This is a genomic window from Arthrobacter sp. yr096 (genome assembly GCF_900108925.1).
Lineage (GTDB): Bacteria > Actinomycetota > Actinomycetes > Actinomycetales > Micrococcaceae > Arthrobacter.
Map to the genome: position 1 here is coordinate 350,467 of NZ_FNYI01000003.1, position 17,267 is coordinate 367,733.

At 62.8% G+C, this 17,267-nt stretch carries 18 protein-coding genes; 9 read left to right on the forward strand and 9 right to left on the reverse strand.

The features are described from left to right. Positions 1–16: 16 nt before the first annotated feature. From BMY91_RS09500 to BMY91_RS09525, 6 genes are all read right to left on the reverse strand, one after another. Positions 17–637, reverse strand: a complete 621-nt coding sequence (locus BMY91_RS09500) for an L-threonylcarbamoyladenylate synthase (protein WP_090821240.1) — start codon at positions 635–637, stop codon at positions 17–19. 20 nt (positions 638–657) lie between these two features. After that, positions 658–1,575 carry an ABC transporter permease gene (locus BMY91_RS09505; RefSeq protein WP_371261037.1) on the reverse strand — a complete coding sequence of 306 codons (918 nt, stop codon included), beginning with the start codon at positions 1,573–1,575 and terminating at the stop codon, positions 658–660. Further along, positions 1,514–2,515, reverse strand: coding sequence for an ABC transporter ATP-binding protein (locus BMY91_RS09510; RefSeq protein WP_090821241.1), 1,002 nt, complete (start codon positions 2,513–2,515; stop codon positions 1,514–1,516). Before BMY91_RS09510 ends, BMY91_RS09505 begins: the two co-directional genes overlap by 62 nt. Continuing rightward, positions 2,512–3,594: a LolA family protein gene (locus tag BMY91_RS09515; RefSeq protein ID WP_090821242.1), complete on the reverse strand. Its 1,083-nt coding sequence runs from the start codon at positions 3,592–3,594 to the stop codon at positions 2,512–2,514. The genes BMY91_RS09510 and BMY91_RS09515 overlap by 4 nt, the downstream gene beginning before the upstream one ends. 75 nt (positions 3,595–3,669) lie before the next feature. Then, positions 3,670–4,560 carry an N-acetylglucosamine kinase gene (locus tag BMY91_RS09520; RefSeq protein ID WP_090821244.1) on the reverse strand — a complete coding sequence of 297 codons (891 nt, stop codon included), beginning with the start codon at positions 4,558–4,560 and terminating at the stop codon, positions 3,670–3,672. After that, positions 4,557–5,999, reverse strand: a complete 1,443-nt coding sequence (locus tag BMY91_RS09525; protein WP_090821246.1) for a sugar porter family MFS transporter — start codon at positions 5,997–5,999, stop codon at positions 4,557–4,559. The genes BMY91_RS09520 and BMY91_RS09525 overlap by 4 nt, the downstream gene beginning before the upstream one ends. A gap of 111 nt (positions 6,000–6,110) precedes the next feature. Here BMY91_RS09525 and BMY91_RS09530 point away from each other — a divergent pair, with 111 nt between their 5' ends. From BMY91_RS09530 to BMY91_RS09555, 6 genes are all read left to right on the forward strand, one after another. Next, positions 6,111–6,842: a GntR family transcriptional regulator gene (locus BMY91_RS09530; protein ID WP_090821248.1), complete on the forward strand. Its 732-nt coding sequence runs from the start codon at positions 6,111–6,113 to the stop codon at positions 6,840–6,842. A gap of 1 nt (position 6,843) precedes the next feature. Next, a complete protein-coding gene (locus BMY91_RS09535; protein ID WP_090821250.1) occupies positions 6,844–7,638 on the forward strand; it encodes an IclR family transcriptional regulator in 795 nt (264 codons plus the stop codon). Between the two features lie 173 nt (positions 7,639–7,811). Then, positions 7,812–8,597 (forward strand): SDR family NAD(P)-dependent oxidoreductase, encoded by a 786-nt coding sequence (locus tag BMY91_RS09540; protein WP_090821252.1) that lies wholly within the window; start codon positions 7,812–7,814, stop codon positions 8,595–8,597. A 54-nt stretch (positions 8,598–8,651) separates the two neighbouring features. Further along, positions 8,652–10,316 carry a 4-oxocyclohexanecarboxylate 2-dehydrogenase gene (locus BMY91_RS09545; protein ID WP_090821253.1) on the forward strand — a complete coding sequence of 555 codons (1,665 nt, stop codon included), beginning with the start codon at positions 8,652–8,654 and terminating at the stop codon, positions 10,314–10,316. Continuing rightward, positions 10,313–10,603 (forward strand): Dabb family protein, encoded by a 291-nt coding sequence (locus BMY91_RS09550; protein WP_090821255.1) that lies wholly within the window; start codon positions 10,313–10,315, stop codon positions 10,601–10,603. Before BMY91_RS09545 ends, BMY91_RS09550 begins: the two co-directional genes overlap by 4 nt. Before the next feature lie 39 nt (positions 10,604–10,642). Beyond that, entirely contained in the window at positions 10,643–11,983 is a 1,341-nt protein-coding gene (locus tag BMY91_RS09555) for an MFS transporter (protein WP_090821257.1), read from the forward strand. Here BMY91_RS09555 and BMY91_RS09560 read toward each other — a convergent pair. The 3 genes from BMY91_RS09560 to kynA are packed head-to-tail and all read right to left on the reverse strand — an operon-like array spanning position 11,970 to position 14,995. Beyond that, positions 11,970–12,833 carry a PaaX family transcriptional regulator gene (locus tag BMY91_RS09560; protein ID WP_090821259.1) on the reverse strand — a complete coding sequence of 288 codons (864 nt, stop codon included), beginning with the start codon at positions 12,831–12,833 and terminating at the stop codon, positions 11,970–11,972. The genes BMY91_RS09555 and BMY91_RS09560 overlap by 14 nt on opposite strands. A 7-nt stretch (positions 12,834–12,840) precedes the next feature. Then, the gene (locus BMY91_RS09565) at positions 12,841–14,079 is read right to left on the reverse strand and encodes a kynureninase (RefSeq protein ID WP_090821261.1); all 1,239 of its coding nucleotides are present in this window, start codon (positions 14,077–14,079) and stop codon (positions 12,841–12,843) included. 46 nt (positions 14,080–14,125) lie between these two features. Continuing rightward, positions 14,126–14,995 carry a tryptophan 2,3-dioxygenase gene (gene kynA / locus BMY91_RS09570; protein ID WP_090821263.1) on the reverse strand — a complete coding sequence of 290 codons (870 nt, stop codon included), beginning with the start codon at positions 14,993–14,995 and terminating at the stop codon, positions 14,126–14,128. Positions 14,996–15,102: 107 nt separating this feature from the next. Here kynA and BMY91_RS09575 point away from each other — a divergent pair, with 107 nt between their 5' ends. The 3 genes from BMY91_RS09575 to BMY91_RS09585 all read left to right on the forward strand — a co-directional run bounded on the left by BMY91_RS09575 (position 15,103) and on the right by BMY91_RS09585 (position 17,223). Then, entirely contained in the window at positions 15,103–15,621 is a 519-nt protein-coding gene (locus BMY91_RS09575) for an HAD domain-containing protein (RefSeq protein WP_090821265.1), read from the forward strand. Positions 15,622–15,799: 178 nt separating this feature from the next. Continuing rightward, positions 15,800–17,005, forward strand: a complete 1,206-nt coding sequence (locus BMY91_RS09580) for an inorganic phosphate transporter (protein WP_090821267.1) — start codon at positions 15,800–15,802, stop codon at positions 17,003–17,005. Then, a complete protein-coding gene (locus tag BMY91_RS09585) occupies positions 17,002–17,223 on the forward strand; it encodes a hypothetical protein (protein WP_090821269.1) in 222 nt (73 codons plus the stop codon). Before BMY91_RS09580 ends, BMY91_RS09585 begins: the two co-directional genes overlap by 4 nt. Positions 17,224–17,267 lie beyond the last annotated feature (44 nt).

Genomic DNA, 17,267 nt, shown 5'->3' on the forward strand with positions numbered 1-17,267 from the left:
ACGCCGGCGCGTAGGCCTACTCGAAGCGCGAAGGATCTCCGGTTCCTCGCCGAACCACTTCGGCCACACCGCTGGAGAAGTCGATCACGGTGGTGGGTTCGGAACCGGTGTCGCCGGCGTCGATCACGCCGTCCACCTGGTGATCCAGTCTTTCCTTGATTTCCCAGCCTTGGGTCAACGGTTCCTCCGCATCCGGAAGCAGGAGCGTACTGGACAGCAGAGGTTCGCCCAACTCGGCCAGGAGGGCCTGGACAACCCTGTGGTCCGGGATGCGCACGCCCACGGTCTTCTTCTTGGGGTGCAGGAGCCGCTTGGGAACCTCCCGTGTGGCGGGAAGGATGAAGGTGTAGCTGCCGGGCGTAACGGCCTTGATGCTGCGGAAGACGTCGTTGTCCAGCATGACGAATTGCCCCATTTGGGCGAAATCCTTACACACCAGCGTGAAGTGGTGTTTGTCGTCAAGCTGCCTGATGGTCCGGATCCGGTCCAGTGCATCCCTGTTGCCGATCTGGGCCCCCAGGGCGTAGCAGGAGTCGGTGGGGTAGGCGATCAAGCCACCGTCCTGCAGCATCTTAACCACTTGGCCAATGGCGCGTGGTTGAGGATCTTCCGGGTGAACATCAAAGAATCTGGCCATGGGAAGAGCCTACGACAAAGCTAGGACAACACATCCTTGTTGGAGAACCTGGCGTAGGCCAACGCGCCGCATACGGCAATGTACGCGGCCTGCAGCACGGCGTTTTCTCCGAACGATGTCCACGAGACCGGCTCCCGGAGCAGGTCCGCGAAGCCCAACCAATGGTGGCTGAACAGCCACGGATGCAGCCAGTCCAGTTGTGGCAGATTGTCCAGCACCTGCGAGACCACCGAAAGGACAATGGTGGCGGCCATTGCGCCCACCGGTACGTCCGTGAAGGTGGAAATCAGCAAGCCGATCGCGGACAGGCCCAGCAGGGAAACCGTGATGTAGGCGGCGATCAACAGGGATCGGAGCGCTGACTCACCCACACTGATGGTGTCCCCGGACAGCAGGGTCACAGGACCCACTGGAAAAAGTACGACGCCGGCCAGGGCACCTGACGCTGCCACGGTAGCCGTTGCGGCGAAGCAGAAAGCGACGGCCCCGGCGTATTTCACCAGGAGCAGACGTATCCGCCCCGCCGGTGCCAGCAGGAGGTATCGCAAGGTACCCAGGTTCGCTTCCCCGGCAATCGTGTCTCCGGCAACGACGCCCACGGTCAGCGGGAGGAACAGTGGCACGCACACCACCAAGGCCGTGACTGCAACGAAGAGTCCGTTTTGGGTGATGCGGTCCAGGAACAACGGACCACGGCCAGGAGTCGCCGGCCGTGACGACAACTTGACGGCGACGGCAATGAGTATGGGTACAGCCGCGAGGGCTATCAACATGGCCCATGTACGGAGGCGACGGAACAGCACTGACAACTCCGAGCCCAGCAGCGCCCACCCCGCACTGGACCCCACGCTGGACCCCGCCTGGGCCGTGCCAGTTTCAGCCGACAACGTCGAACCCCTCCCCGGTGAGCGAGACAAAGCGTTCCTCAAGGCTCGCATTCTCAACAGTGAACCCGCGGACCCGCACACCATCGGCCACCAGTGCGGCCACGATCGCTTCAGGCGCCAGTCCGTTGGGCCCTGTGGCCACCAACGCCTTGGCCTCGGGCAGTGCGGTGCTTGGGTGCAGTGCGGTGGAATCCCACGAGGAACCGGTGCCTGCGCCTTGGCCGGGAACCAGCCCCAGGCGCGCCAAAACACCGGCGGCACGTTCGACGTCGGGCGTGTGAACCACAACGTGCGCCTCACCGGAAGAGCGCAGCTCATCCAGCGGCCCCTGGGCCACCAGCCGCCCCGCACTCATGACGCCCACATGGGTACACATCTGCTCCACCTCAGCCAAGAGATGGCTGGAGACGAACACGGTGGTTCCTCCGGCAGCGAGTGAACGAACCAAGGCCCGTACTTCACGCGTCCCCTGGGGATCGAGTCCGTTGGTGGGTTCGTCCAAAACCAGCAACTCCCGCGGCCTGAGCATTGCGTTGGCCAGGCCAAGGCGCTGCTTCATGCCCAAGGAGTACGCGCGGACCTTCTTACCGGCGGCGTGGCTGAGCCCCACCCGGTCCAGCGCGTCATGGACCCGCTCCCGCCTGGTGGCCGAAGAAGCGTGTCGGTCAGCGGCATCCAGACGCAAGAGGTTTCCTGTGCCGGACAGAAAGGGATAGAACCCGGGACCTTCCACCAGGGCTCCCACGTCCGGCAGTACGGAGGCCAAAGCTCCGGGCATCTCCATGCCCAGGACGCGCACGTTCCCGCTGTTCGCCGATGCCAGTCCCAGCAGCACGCGGATGGTGGTGGTCTTCCCGGAGCCATTGGGGCCGAGGAAGCCAAATATCGAGCCGCGGGGAACGGCGAGGTTAATGCCGTCTACGGCGGCGCGGCGGCCGAAACGCTTCACCAGACCCTGGGTCTCTATGGCAAGCCCGGCAGGTTCCTTCACTGGGCGGCAGCGGCTGACTGAAGCCGGTCCAAAGGCACCATGCCCGCATAGACGCGGCCGTCGTCGAGCACCAGGACGCTCAGCAGGGACGTCGTCAACGCCCGGCCACCGGCAACCGGCTGCAGGGCCTGGGACAGCTGCGGATTGGACAAGAACCCGGGTGGAACGGATCCTGCGGGGAACGCGAGCACCGTGTCCCAGCCTTCACCGGTGGGTGCTGGACCACTGTGGCGGAGCTGTCCGGCGTCCGGCGGCGCCGCCAACGTTGGTACGGGTTTCGGCGGTAGGACTTCTTCCGTGATTGAGGCGCCGGAAGGAGGAGTGAACTCAAACAGTCCAGCGTCCGGAGTGGACAGATTCAGCTCCGTGAAGGCAAGTGAGTAGGCGGGCTCTTCCTGATCCTTGGCGCGCACCTCGATTCCCAGCGGAAGTCCAGTCTGGGAATCAACGTCGATGGACACCGAGTCAACCAAAGTCTCCTGGCTGCGTGGGTTCAGGGTCAGCCGGTAGGCGCTGCGGCCGGCAACAGACCGGGCGTCTCCAACGCTGACTTCGGTGGAGCTGTCAATGGCCGCCAGGAAGCTTCTTGCCACTGCCTCGGGTGTGGGCATGGTGGAACGGGAAGGCATCGACTCATGGCCGTCGGAAGCGGGCGATGCCGGGGCGCTGAGATGGGTGGCGCTGTTGTCCGCAGAGTCATAGAACCAGGCGTTGCCGCCGTTGATCACCACGTCACGCTCAGCCAACTGGTCAAGAACCTGCAACCGGGCCTTTGACGGGCCATCCACAAAGATCCTGGCCGTGTGGGTGCCGGTCAACAGTTCCAGGGCCGAGGCCGCTCCTGGCGCAATGCCAGGGCCGGTGGTCGGAACCTCAGGCAGCCCCAACCCTGCGGACTGCTCCACCGTGCCGGACAACGCCCGCACGTCGGTGCGTGCGATCATGGCCAGGATCTCGTCAGCAGTCTTGGACGGCAAAGATACGGCCGCGCCTGCCTGGACCGAACCAAGCAGAACCGCCATAACCAAGGCAACGGGGATGAGGAGAGCAGGCAGCCATCGCTGCTGAGCCCGTGTCATCGCTACCAACCACCGCATGTGAAAGGCATGGATCCAGACTACTCCGGTTACCTGTGGGGATCACGCGCCATCAGGTCAGGGCAGGATCAGTTGCCGCGCCAATTCCACGGCGCCGTGGACGGGGGGCTGCGTCAGGATCCTGATGGACGATGGATCTTCCAAGGCAACCTTCCGTGCAACTGCGCTGGACAGGCCGTTGTGGTTCACCAACAAACTGCCGGCCATGACAAGCGGCAGTTCCAAACCGAGCTCACCCAGCACCTGCCTGGCCAGGGCGGCCAGATGGTGGGCTGCCTCGGCTTGGATCCGCAAAGCCGCGGGGTCGCCTTCGGCAGCCAATTCAAGGACAAGGGGAGCAAGCCCTGCCCAGTGGTCGGGCTCGGGCTTGGCGTAGAAGGAATCCATGAGTTGGAGGGCATCGACACTGGCCGTAGCAGCCATCAGGGACTGGACAAGCGTGCCGGGTTCCAGGCCTGCATAGTATTCGCGTAGGGACTCCCGCACGGCGTCGCGCACCACAGAGTAGGCTCCACCTTCGTCGCCCAGCAGGTAGCCATACCCTCCACTGCGGGCTTCCCGTCCGTCAGCGTTCCGGCCCCAGGCCACCGAGCCTGTACCGGCAACCACCACAGCGCCTGCGTCCAGTCCGGCTGCTGCGAGCACAATGCGAGTGTCGTGGACCACGTCGATTTTTGCGCCGGGGAAGTGTTCGGTCAGCAAGGCAGACAGGACCGCACGGCTTGCGGGGGTGTCAGCGCCTGCCGCTCCTGCGCACACGGCTTCGACTCCCGTCCCGACGCTCGACGCGATCCGGCGCAGCACGGCGTCAGCGCCCTGGTGGCCCACGGATGAGAGGTTGGCGCTCGCTTCGGTGATCTCGACGCCGGTACCCTCGCCGGAGTCATCCGACCGCACAGCGTGCGTCTTTGAGCCGCCGATGTGGAGGCCCAGAACTGCGGGCGTCACCGGACTGCCGCCGGTTCTGTGGTGGTTTCCGCGGGGTTCATGCTGCTGTTCGTCCCGCCTTCGACGTCGGGCCACTTGCCACCGTTTTCCCAGAACTGCTGTATTTCCTCCAACTGACGTCCCTTCGTTTCAGGTGCGAACTTTCGGACAAACATAAACCCGAGGATAGCCAGTACACCGAAAACGGCGAAGGTTCCTGCCCCGCCGAGTCGCTGGAGCATCGTGAGGAAGAAGGCCGCAACCAGGACATTGGCCACCAGATCGGAGGTCAGCATGGCACTCGCACCGAGGGAACGCAGACGCGATGGGAAACTCTCGCCGGCGTAGACCCACACCAGGGCACCGAAGCCAAAGGTGAATCCGACGGTGAACAGGAGAACTCCCAGGAATCCCAGAACGGTCAGGAGCCCACCGAAGTTCTGCCCCGCCATGAAGACGCACACCAGCAGGATGTTCGCCAGCACCATCATCCCAATACCCGTCAACAGCACTGGACGGCGTCCCAGCCGGTCCACCAGGGACAACGACACAAAAACGGCAAAGAGGGCAGCTACCTGAACGGCCGCCGGAAGGAGCAGAAGAGCCGCATTGCCGCTGAACCCCATGGCCTCGAAGATCCTGGGACTGTAGTAGACCACCGCGTTGATGCCGGTGATCTGGATGAAGAAGCCCAGACCCACAACAAATACTGTGGCCCGCAAGTACGGGACGCGGAGCATCTCCCGGAGCCCTCCGCCGCGTTCTTCGCTGATGGCACGCTGCATTCGGGAAAGTTCAGCTTCCACGTCAGCATCCGGTTCGATGGCGGAGAGGGTTCGCCGGGCATCCGCTGTCCGGCCCCGCATCATGTACCAGCGGGCTGTATCGGGGAGTTTGATGACGATGGCCAGCACAATCACAGCCGGAACGGCGGCGAGTCCCAGCATCCAACGCCAGGATCCGGTTCCGGCCAGGACATAGGCGGCAACATAGCCCACGATGATGCCGATGACCGTGGCCACCTGGTAGGCCACCAGCAGGGCGCCACGAACTTTCGCCGGGGCCGATTCTGCGACGAAGACCGGGACAACCACCACCGAGACTCCGATGGTCAGGCCAAGAAGGAGACGGGCAAGGAGCAAGGTGGGCACGTCGTTCGACATCGCGCTCAGAACGGCGAAGAGCGCATACCCTACGGCCAGGCCCACCATGCACGTCTTCCGGCCCAGTCGGTTGGACAGCCAGCCGCCCACCAGGGCGCCCAGCACTTCTCCTGCAACCACCGCGGTGGTCACCAGCTCTTGTTGGGAAGTGGAGAGGTTGAACTGCTTGGTGATGAACAGCAGGGCGCCGGCGATGTTTGACATGTCGTACCCGTAAATTACGCCGATGGTGGCAGCAGCGCCGCCCACCAGAAGCCCGAGTCGGGGTGTTTGCCGGAGGTCATGCAGGATCGACATCTTTGTCCCTTGGATCTGTGGAAAAGTAGGGTCTTGCCGGAATGCTTCCGGAATTGGTTTAGACCAACCTGCCAAGATTGGCATAGACCAATGATGTTGTCTACAAGTAGGATGTCCAATATGTCCACAGATGTCGCGCCGGCGACCCCCAAGTATTACCTCCTCAAGACCGAGGTGCTGGGGCTGATTGCAGGACTCCAGCCGGGAACTCTCATCCCCACGGAGCGGGCACTCGCAGAAAAGTACGCGACATCCCGCACCACAGTCCGGCAGGCCATCAGCGAGCTCGTGGCGGAGGGAAAGCTGGGCCGCATCCAGGGGCATGGAACGTTTGTGGCACCTCCAAAAGTGACACACGTCCGGCAGTTGACGTCATTTTCCGACGACGCCCGTACGCAGGGCCTGAGGCCGGACTCCAGGCTCATTGCCTTGGAAGTGGTCAAATCCGATGCCGGGGTTGCAGCCCATTTGGGCCTTGACCAAGGCGATCCGGTCACCAGGCTGGAACGCATCCGCCTGATCGACGGAGAGCCCTTGGCCCACGAGATCGCCTGGCTGCCAGGCAGGCTCCCGAGGTTTAAGTCCAGTCTGGCCAAGGCCGGCTCGCTCTATGCCGTGCTGGCCGATGTCTACGGGGTTCGAATTGCCGACGTCGAGGACACCGTGGAGACGGCACTTGCCGGGCCGGAGGATGTGCGGCTGCTGGGCATCGAGATGGGGGCACCCCTGCTGTTGGTTCACCGCCTGGCCCGTGACTCGGCAGGTGTTCCGGTGGAATGGACACGCAGCTCGTTTCGGGGAGACAGGTTCCGGTTCGTCTCCCGCGTGAAGTCCGGAGGCTGACGTGGCCAACTCGTCGTCGGGTGAGTCGGTCATCCGCCGCGTCGTCCGGCTGGTGGGAGCGTTCGACGACGGTCACCGCACCATGAGTGTTGCTACCTTGGCCCGACGGTCAGGACTTCCGGTCACCACCACGTACCGGCTGGTGGACGAACTCCTTGCCGAAGGGCTGTTGGAACGCGAACCCAACGCCGAGGTTCGAATTGGCACGCGGCTCTGGGAACTGGTCTCCCGGAGTTCACGCATGGTGGGCCTTCGCGAAGCTGCCCTGCCGTTCATGGAGGACGTTCAGTCGGTGGTCCAGCACTCCACCACGCTGGGGATCCTGGATTCGGACGAGGTGCTTTACATCGAGCGGATCGGTTCCCGCGACTCGATGGTGGATATCACCAAGGTGGCGGGCCGGCTACCGGTCCACGGAACGTCCTCCGGGTTGGTGCTGTTGGCCCATTCATCGCCGGCGTACCAGGACCTTTTCCTGTCGCGGACGCTGGAGAAATTCACGGATGCGACGTTGACCAGCCCCACCGAACTCCGACGCCATTTGGCCAATATACGACAGCGCGGTTTTGCTTCCATGCCCGGAATTATCGTCCCGGAGTCCAGTGGAATTGCAGTGCCGGTTTTTGACAGGACCAACACCGTGGTGGCCGCACTGAGCGTTGTTGTGCCCAGGAACGAGGAAAACGCTGCGGCGCGTGTGCCGGTCCTGATGACCGCTGCACGCGGCATCTCCCGTGCCCTGGGTTGGCGCGACGAACTCAAAGGTGCCCTCCGCCAAAGCAACGGAAACTTCTGATTCCCGTTCATCGGTAACCCTGTGGTGCCACTCACAAGTCCGCTGGCAGAGTGGAATCCAGCAGGGCAGTTCGCCCGGTAACCACACTTTGCGGCCCATAGGCCCTGTTCCGTGCTGCCCTGCGCCTTACTCAGAGTTCAGCAGCCGCAATGCCGCGGCAGGAGGAGTTCGTCATGGACACAACAACGTTGGCTGGTAGACAAGCAGGCGCCGCGCGGGTGGCTGGCAAGGTGGCCGTGGTCACCGGCGGCAGGGGAGACCTCGGCGGAGCAGCTGCCCGCCTGCTGGCCGATCACGGAGCAACTGTCGCCAGCCTGGACCGGGCTGAAACCCACTCGCCGGCCAGCTACCCCGGGATCACAGAGTACGCCGTGGACGTCACGGACGAAGCCAGCGTGGCCGAGGTTGTCCGGCAGCTCACTGCCGAACTCGGCGTGCCGGATGTCCTGGTCAATGCGGCCGGAATTATCGGCCCCGCAGGAGCCAGCCACACCGCCACCACGGATGATTTCAACGCCATCTTTGATGTCAACGTCAAAGGAGTCTGGCTCCTGACCAAACACATTGTTCCGGCCATGATCGAAAAGCAGGCCGGCAGCATCATCAATTTTTCGTCCATTCACGGTTTGACCGGCGGACGCAACGTCCCGCTGTATCACGCCACCAAAGGGGCGGTCCGGCTCTTGAGCAAGTCAGATGCCGCAGCCTACGGCATGTATGGCATACGGGTGAACTCCATCCACCCCGGTTCGATGAACACCAGGATGAGCCGCCACTCGGCAGAGCAATCGGACATCGGAGCTGAGGCCTACTACCAGCAGCTTGTTGGTGGAAATCCGCTCCCACGCCAGGGCGAGCCCGATGAAATCGCCTACGGAGTCCTCTATCTGGCCTCCGACGAATCCCGGTTCACCACAGGCTCCGAGCTGGTCATCGACGGCGGCTACACGGCCGTCTGAGCACCTCATTTCTTTCCGTAGCAAACCCACATCTTTCCCATGAGAGGCAACACCATGAAGTTCCTGAACGGAACACCTTCCGGGACCTACGACGTCGTTGTTGTCGGTTCCGGCGCAGGCGCGCTGACCGCAGCGGCGACAGCCGCACGGGCCGGCAAGTCCGTCGTCGTGCTTGAAAAAACCGAATTGCTGGGCGGCACGTCAGCCGTTTCAGGCGGCATGCTCTGGGTGGCAGACAACCACCATGCCCGCGAGGCGGGGCTGCGTGACTCCAAGGAGGCCGCGGCGCAGTACGTCCGGGCCGTGGCCCGCGGCCGCAGCCGTGAAGAGCTCCTGGACGCTGCGCTGAACTACGGAGATACCATGCTCCGTTTCACCGAGGATGAATGCGGCGTCCGCTTCATTTTCCTCGACAACTTCCCGGACTACCGCCAGGACTTGCCAGGTTCCGTGGAAGGCGGACGGACAGTTGAACCCGAACTGTTCAACATCCGTGAAGCTCTCGGTGACCTGGCGGTCCACGTGCGCTCTGACGGGCGTGCGCCATTCACCATGCAGGAATACGAGACTTGGGGAGCGTTCACCAAGTTTCCCTGGGAGGAGTTGAACCAGCGGCAGGAGCAGGGACTTGTTGCCAAAGGTCAGGCGCTGGTGGCCATGCTGTTGGCCAGCCTGGTCCGCGACGGCGCTGCGCTGGTGGCCGGTGCCCGCGGGCACCGGTTAATGCTCGACGCCGGTAGGGTAGTGGGCGTCCAACTCGAGTCTGGTGAAACTTTCCACGCCAACGACGGTGTGGTCCTGGCCACCGGAGGATTCGAATGGGACAAGGCCTTGGCCGATTCACTCCTGGCCTCACGCCTCTACATCATGTGTTCACCCCCATCGAATACCGGGGACGGCCTCAAGATGGCCCAGCGGGTTGGGGCGCAAACCCGCGGTACGCGTGAAGCCTGGTGGGCGCCCATGGCCGTCACGGGGGACACCAGGGACGGCGCCCCCGTAGGCACGCTGCTCCGCTTCGAACGCCAAGGGCCGGGCTCGCTGATGGTCAACCGCCACGGACGCCGCTTCGCCAACGAGTCACAGAATTACAACGACCTCGCCCGCTGCCTGCAGTCCTGGGATTCGCCCAACAACCAGACACTGAACACGCCTGCACACGTAGTGTTCGATCACAGCTATCTGGAGCGGTACGGCGTCTTGGCGCACCGGGCCGGCCAGCCAACACCCGACTACCTGATCGAGGCTCCCACCCTGCACCAACTCGCTGCCCGGATCGGTGTTCCCGCAGTGAATCTCGAAGCAACCGTAGGCCGTTTCAACGAGTACGCGGCGAAGGGCGAAGACCCTGACTTCGGCCGCGGAGAGAGCGCTTACGACCAGTACTGGGGCGATGACGAGTGCCCTTGGCCCAACCCGTCGCTGGGTCCTCTGCACAAAGGTCCGTTCTATGCCATGGAAGTAGTCAACGGGGCATTTGGCAGCAACGGGGGAGTAGCCACGGACGGCCTCGCCCGGGTTCTGGACGTGGACGGGGAGCCGATCCCCGGACTCTTCGCTGCCGGCAACACCACCGAGAACGCCTACGCCGCCGGTTACCCCGGTGCCGGCGCTACCTTGGGGCCCATCATGACCATGGGATACCTTGCGGGCCGGACCGTTGCCGGCCAGCCAGCCGAGTATGTGCCTGTACCCGCTACCGCCGGAGTTGGAGCATGATCCGCCACGCTGTGCTCTTCAAATTCAAACCGGACTTCCCTCCGGCGGACAAGGCCGCGTGGATTGAGGGCCTGAATCGGATGGACGGCAACATTCCGGGGCTCTTGAAGCTCACGCACGGAGCCGACGTCCTCCAGCATCGCCGTTCTTTCGACTATGCGATTGTGGCTGACTTCGCCTCGGCAGAGGACATCGAGGTGTACAACACCCACCCACTGCATGAACCCCTCAAGGTGTACTCGTTTCCCAACAGCGAGCAGATCATTGCCGTTGATTTTCCGCTCTAGCTGCGATCAGCGAACTGTGCCATTCGAAGGAGAATAGCCATGTCAATCACAACCCGGCAGTCAACAACGCTGCGCAAAACCCCGGGAAAAGCGGCTCTTGCTTCTTTTCTGGGTAGCACCCTGGAGTACTACGACTTCTTTATCTATGGCTCAGCTGCCGCGCTGGTCTTCGGTCCGCTGTTCTTCCCGTCTGAAGACCCCTCGGTAGGCCTGATTGGCGCTTTTGCGACCTTTGGGGTGGCCTACGTGGCACGTCCCGTGGGTGGCCTGGTCATGGGCCATTTCGGCGACAAACTGGGCCGGAAGAAAATACTGCTCATCACCCTGGGCGTCATGGGGTTGGCTTCCCTGGGCATCGGATTCCTGCCCAGCTACAGCCAGATCGGCGTATGGGCCCCCATCCTGTTGGTGATCGGACGCCTGGCACAGGGCTTCTCTGCCGGTGCGGAGTCGGCAGGTGCTTCAACTCTTACGTTGGAGCACTCTCCTGAAGGCCGCCGCGGCTTCTTCACCAGTTTCGTCATGACCGGCTACGCCTCCGGGATGGTCCTGGCCACCCTCGTCTTCATCCCCGTAGCAGCGCTGCCCACCGAAGCCCTGATGACCTGGGGTTGGCGTGTGCCGTTCTGGTTGTCCATCGTGGTTCTGGCCATCGCCTACTGGGTGCGGACCCATTTGGATGAGACGCCGGTGTTCGAGGAAGCGAAGGACCGCCGGGCCGTTGCTCCCATGCCGCTTCGGGAGGTGCTGCGTTTCCAATCGGCGGACGTGGCACGCGTAGCCGGGATGTCCATCATGTCCGTCATGCAGACCATCTTTACGGTGTTCGGCTTGTCCTATGCCACCAACTCGGCTGGTTTCGACAAGGCCTCGATCCTGACCGTCAACGCGGTGGCCATCGGGTTGTCCATGTTCGTGATGCCACTGACAGCCAAACTCTCGGACAAGGTGGGGAGGCGGCCACTCCTCCTGACGGCTGCCATCGGTTGCTCGGTGACGATCTTCGCCTACTTCTGGACACTGTCCACTGGCAACATCCTGCTGGTGTTTGTTGCGGCATTCGTCAATATGACGTTGCTCTATTCCTGCTTCAACGGAATCTGGCCTGCGTACTTTGCGGAACTCTTTGCGGCGCCGGTGCGGTACTCCGGCATGGCCCTGGGCAACCAGTTGGGCTTGGTGGTGGCTGGCTTTGCCCCCTTGATCGCCGGGCTGCTGCTGGGCAAAGGCCATGACGGCTGGTTGCCCGTAGCCAGTTTCGCGGTCCTGTGCATGGTGATTGCGGGTGTGGCCGCCTTCTTCTCGAGGGAGACGGCCAAGACCCCTCTCGAAGAGCTCGGCGAGCCCTACTGGCGCGGGGTGGGAATCAGGAGACCGTAACCACGGCGCTTTCACCCAACGTACTGCGCACGAACTCCGCACTTGGTTCGGCGTATGCAGCCACGATCCTGTTGAACAATCGTGTTCCCTCGGCCCCGGGCCAATCCGCAGGCAGGAATGCTGCCGGCAGCCCGGGGTCGAGGTAGGGAATGATCCGCCATCGGTCAATGCACTGGACATACGTGGCAAAGGCCCCGGAGTCAGGTTCCACGGCAGCAGCCCCTTGCAGGGGAACGGCGGCGCTGTGCTCGTCGATAAAGTCCCTGTGCAGAGTGGCCACGGCTTCCAGGTCCCACCACTTGGACGCGGCGTCCTGGAGGGTGCCACCTACCAGCGGTGCTTCCGTCACGAAGATGGTGGTCAAGTCGCGCAGGCCAAGGTCTGCCAGGATTTCCTCCACTTCCCCGCGCAAGGAATCGGGGCAGATCCACAGCCCTGCCGCCACCGTCCCGCAACCGATCCAATGGAGCCTGCGCCGCAGCTGGTGCCTCTTTTCCCGTTCCGTTTCAGGGATGGAGAAAGAGATCAAGCACCAGGGATCCTGTGCAGACATGCTCCGGGGGTTGTAAATCCGGCGGTCGCCCCGGGCCAGCATGCCGGCGGCACCATCAGTCAGGGTAAATCCGGGGACGCCGTCACGGGCCTCCTGCAACACCACATCCTTTTTGCGCAGGCGGCCCAGGGCCGTCCGGGCGACTGTCCCGGACGTGCCCAGGGCCTCCATCAGCGTCACAATGTCCTTGGCGGACATCCAACCACCGGCGTCGCGCAGATACAGGCCTACGACGGTACGCAGCAATGACGTAGTACTCCCGGGCCGGGAGTCCATGTCGTCAAGAACGGAACTCATCCCCGGCTCACAGCAGCTCGGAGAGCGCGTCGCGGATGGCAGCCACTCCCAGCTCAACCTCGGCGTAACTGGTGCTCAAGGGCGACAAGCCAATACGCAAGCCGTGCGGGGGGCGGAAGTCGGGAATGACACCCTTCTCCCACAGTTTGGCAGTGACATCCGCGAAGAGGGGGTGGTCCACAGTGATGTGCGAGCCACGCTCAGCCGGATCCCGGGGACTGACGATTTGGGCGCCCAGCGGTACCAGGAGTTCTTCGGACAGAGCAATGGCGTACTCGGTGAGCTTGATGGACTTCCCACGAACGGCGTCCATGCCCACAGAGGCGATCAGTTCCACCATGTCCTTGAGTGGCTGCATGGCCAGGACCGGCGGGGTTCCTGTGATGAAACGGCGCATGCCCTGAGCCGGCCGGTAGGCGTCCGTCATCCCAAACGGATTATCGGCACCCATCCAACCCCAGATCGGCTGCTGCAAACGGTCTTGCTGCGACGAGTTCACGTAGGCGAAGGCGGGCGAGCCCGGCCCGCCGTTGAGATACTTGTAGGTGCAGCCCACGGCGAGGTCAACTCCCCATTCGTCCAGCTCCAAGGGCACTGAGCCAACGGAGTGGCAGAGGTCCCACAGCATGAGGGCCCCGGCTTGACGCACCTTGGCGGTGATCCCCTTGGCATCTGCCAGGAATCCCGAGCGGTAGGCCACATGGCTGAGGACCACCACGGCAGTCCGCTCGCCAAGCAGCCCGTCCAGGTCTTCAACCCGGACACCGCTGGCGGGATTGGCGGCGATCCACCTGATGGTTGCTCCGCGTTCCTTGGCGATGCCTTCGATGATGAACCGGTCGGTGGGGAAGTTGTCGCGGTCAATGATGATTTCATCCCGACCAGGTTGGGCGTCCACGGCGGCACGAATCATCTTGTACAGCATGACGGACGTGGAGTCGCCAACAGTGGTCTGCCCGGGGGCAGCGCCGAGTGCCACTTCGCCAATGCGGTCACCCACAGCGGTAGGCTCATCCATCCACTGCTCATCCCAGCCGCGGATCAGCCGGCTGCCCCAGGCGTCGTGGACGAAGGAGGCAAGGTTCGCTGCCGTAACCTTCAACGGGCGTCCCAATGAGTTCCCGTCGAGGTACGAGGCCAGTTGATCGGCGTCGGGCGTGTAGAACGCATCACGCTGGGAGGCGAGAGGATCGGCGGCGTCCAACTCGGCAGAGGTTGGCCGTTGGGTCTGCTGTGCGGTGGTCATGGTTCCTCCTGCGGAAGTAGTGGGCGGCGTTGCCCCGATGTTGTGCTTAGTTGCCGATCTCGGTGCGGACGGCGTAGAGCTCTGGGAAGAAGGTCAGGTCCAGGGCGCGCTTGAGGAAGTCCACTCCGGACGATCCACCGGTGCCTACCTTGAAACCGATGGTGCGTTGGACTGTCCGCAGATGGCGGAAACGCCAGGCCTGGAAATTGTCCTCGATATCCACCAGGTCCTCGCAGGCCTCGTAGAGGCCCCAAGGAGTGTCGTCGGATTCGTAGATCTGCTGGAAGATGGGCACAAGGTCCTGATGGAACGTCCACGGTTCACTCTTGTCGCGCTCAAGGATCACGGCAGGGATGTCGTATCCGGCACGGGCGAGCACCGCCAGGAAGGCGTCGTACAGCGTGGGTTCCTCCAGGAGCGTGCTGAGCAGCGCGTGGGCTTCCGGCTCGCTTTCGAAAACACGCAGCATGCCACGGTTCTTGTTGCCCAGCAGGAACTCAACACCCCGGTATTGATACGACTGGAAACCGGACGAGCTGCCCAGGAAGCCGCGGAACTGTGCGTACTCACGGGGCGTAAGGGTTCCCAGCACGGACCACTGCTCCGTCATGGTGCGCTGGATGGCCTTCACGCGGGCAATGCATTTGAGGGCTTTGCCCAGGTTGTCGGTGTCAAAAAGCCTGCGGGCTTCCAGCAGTTCATGGAGCACCAGCTTGAGCCAGAGTTCACTGGTCTGGTGCTGGATGATGAACAGCAACTCATCGTGGTGCTCCGGTTGGCTGAGTGGGTGCTGGGAACTCAGCAGGCTGTCAAGGTCCAGGTATCCGCCATAGGACATCGCATGCCGGAAATTAGTGCGGACGGTGTCCTCGATCTGGCGGACGCTTTGGGGGGAATGGACTGCGGGCTTTTCCATGGTTTGAGATTATCACTTCCATGACGAACGTCAAGGGATTGATTTGCCTCGTACTGGACAGTCGTCCCGTAGGCTGAGGCTCAGTCATTGGGGAAGGGGGATTGTCCATGGGATCCGAGGAAGAAGCCGTAGTGCCGGTGTCCATCTATTTGGATGTCGACGGCGTGGTGAATCCCTTTAGTCCGGCCGGAACCACGGACTGGGGCACCGAATGGAGCATTGCCGACGCCGGGATCCTTGAGGTCGCTTTCGCCCCGGAGGTGGTCGCTGAGCTCAACGCTCTTGCCACCCACCCTGCCGCCCGTTTTGTTTGGCTGACCACGTGGGAACGCCTCGCCCCGGAGTTCCTGTGCCCTGCGATCGGACTGAACGGGCAGGACTGGCCGGTACTGTCCAGCCAGGGTTGGGACGAAGGGCCCGAATGGTGGAAACTCGTGGCACTCCAAAAGGACCTGGCCGCCGCTGGAAGCGAGCGGATCATCTGGCTCGACGATCAACTCAGCCAGGAGTCCGATGCCAGATCCTGGGCTGAGTACCAGCAGGACCGTGTGCTTTGCATCTCACCGAATCCCCGCAAGGGTCTGTCGCGTCGCGAGCTCGCGGCCGTGAAGGCCTTTCTGGGCTGAACCGGAGCCCCGGCACGTTTGTCCACTCAGGGTATGGCACGTAGGATTCTTAAGGTTTCAAGCCCGCCAGAGAGAATCCCGCAAGTCGAGTCAGTTGAACATTTGCTGAACTATGCTGTGGATGGCAGGTATGGGGAAGTGAAACTGCTGAACGTCGACTCTGCAGATTGGGCAACAGGTGGATATCACCTTCATGGTCGCGCTGGTAATAGCGTTGGCCCTATTCTTTGACTTCACCAACGGGTTTCACGACACAGCCAATGCGATGGCTACGCCTATCGCTACGGGGGCGATCAAGCCCAAGACGGCCGTCGCCCTGGCCGCTGTCCTCAACCTCGTAGGGGCGTTCCTCTCCACGGAAGTGGCAAAGACCATCTCCGGTGGTCTGATCCGGGAAGGCACGGACGGCATCCACATCACACCGGACATCATTTTTGCCGGTCTCATGGGGGCGGTCCTCTGGAACATGGTGACGTGGCTCAAGGGCCTTCCATCGAGTTCCTCCCATGCCCTGTTCGGTGGCCTCATCGGCGCCGCGGTTGTGGGCATCGGGTTCCACTCCATCAACTTTGAAACCGTCCTTCAAAAGGTGATCCTGCCCGCGATCTTCGCGCCGCTCATCGCAGGCCTCGTGGCCTATATCTGTACCCGTCTTGCGTATGCGCTGACCTCGAGGCATGACCCGGAAACCGGTGACAAGCTCACGCAGAAGCGCGGCGGTTTCCGTACCGGCCAGATCTTCACCTCAAGCCTGGTAGCCCTCGCCCATGGCACCAACGACGCCCAGAAGACCATGGGCATCATCACCCTGGTCCTGATTGCCGCAGGCACGCAGACGCCGGGCTCCGGCCCCCAGTTCTGGGTCATTGCAGCTTGTGCCTTCGCCATCGCCATTGGTACCTACGCAGGTGGCTGGCGGATCATCCGCACCATGGGTTCGGGACTCACGGAAGTGAAGCCCGCCCAGGGCTTCTCCGCTGAGACCAGCACTGCCTCGGCAATCCTTGCTTCGTCCCATTTGGGTTTTGCCCTCTCCACCACGCAAGTCGCCTCCGGATCCGTCATCGGCTCGGGCCTGGGCCGCAAAGGAACCTCGGTTCGCTGGGGCACCGCCGGCAAGATCGCCCTGGGGTGGCTCTTTACGCTGCCGGCCTCGGCGATTGTCGGTGCGTTGACGGCCCTGCTGGTGGGCACTGGCGTTGTGGGCGTCATCATTGCCGCCGTTGCAGGCACGGCCGCCGTGCTGTTCATGTTCGTGGCCTCCCGCAAGTCGCACGTTGGCCACCACAACGCCGTCGAGGTTGAGGAAGCCGGCCACGCAGTGCGGTTCCGCAAGAAAAAGAAGTCCCGAAAGACCACCCCCAGTGAGGATGTGCAGCGATGAAATGGTTGGAATTGCTGCAGGTAGCCGGAGTCACGCTCTTCTCCGCCGTCACGTTGGTGGTCCTGTACTCATTGGGTGTCCGCCTTACGGCCATCGCCGGTGATGCGCAGCAGAAGTCGCCCGGCCTCATGCGCTCCCTTGCCTACGTGTGCTTTGCCATTTGTGGCGCTGCCGTGCTGTTTGGCATTTATCTGATCGTTCCGTACTTCGGAAAGTAGCTCCCTCTCTGGCAGTCACGTCCATTCGGGAGAATAATCAGCAG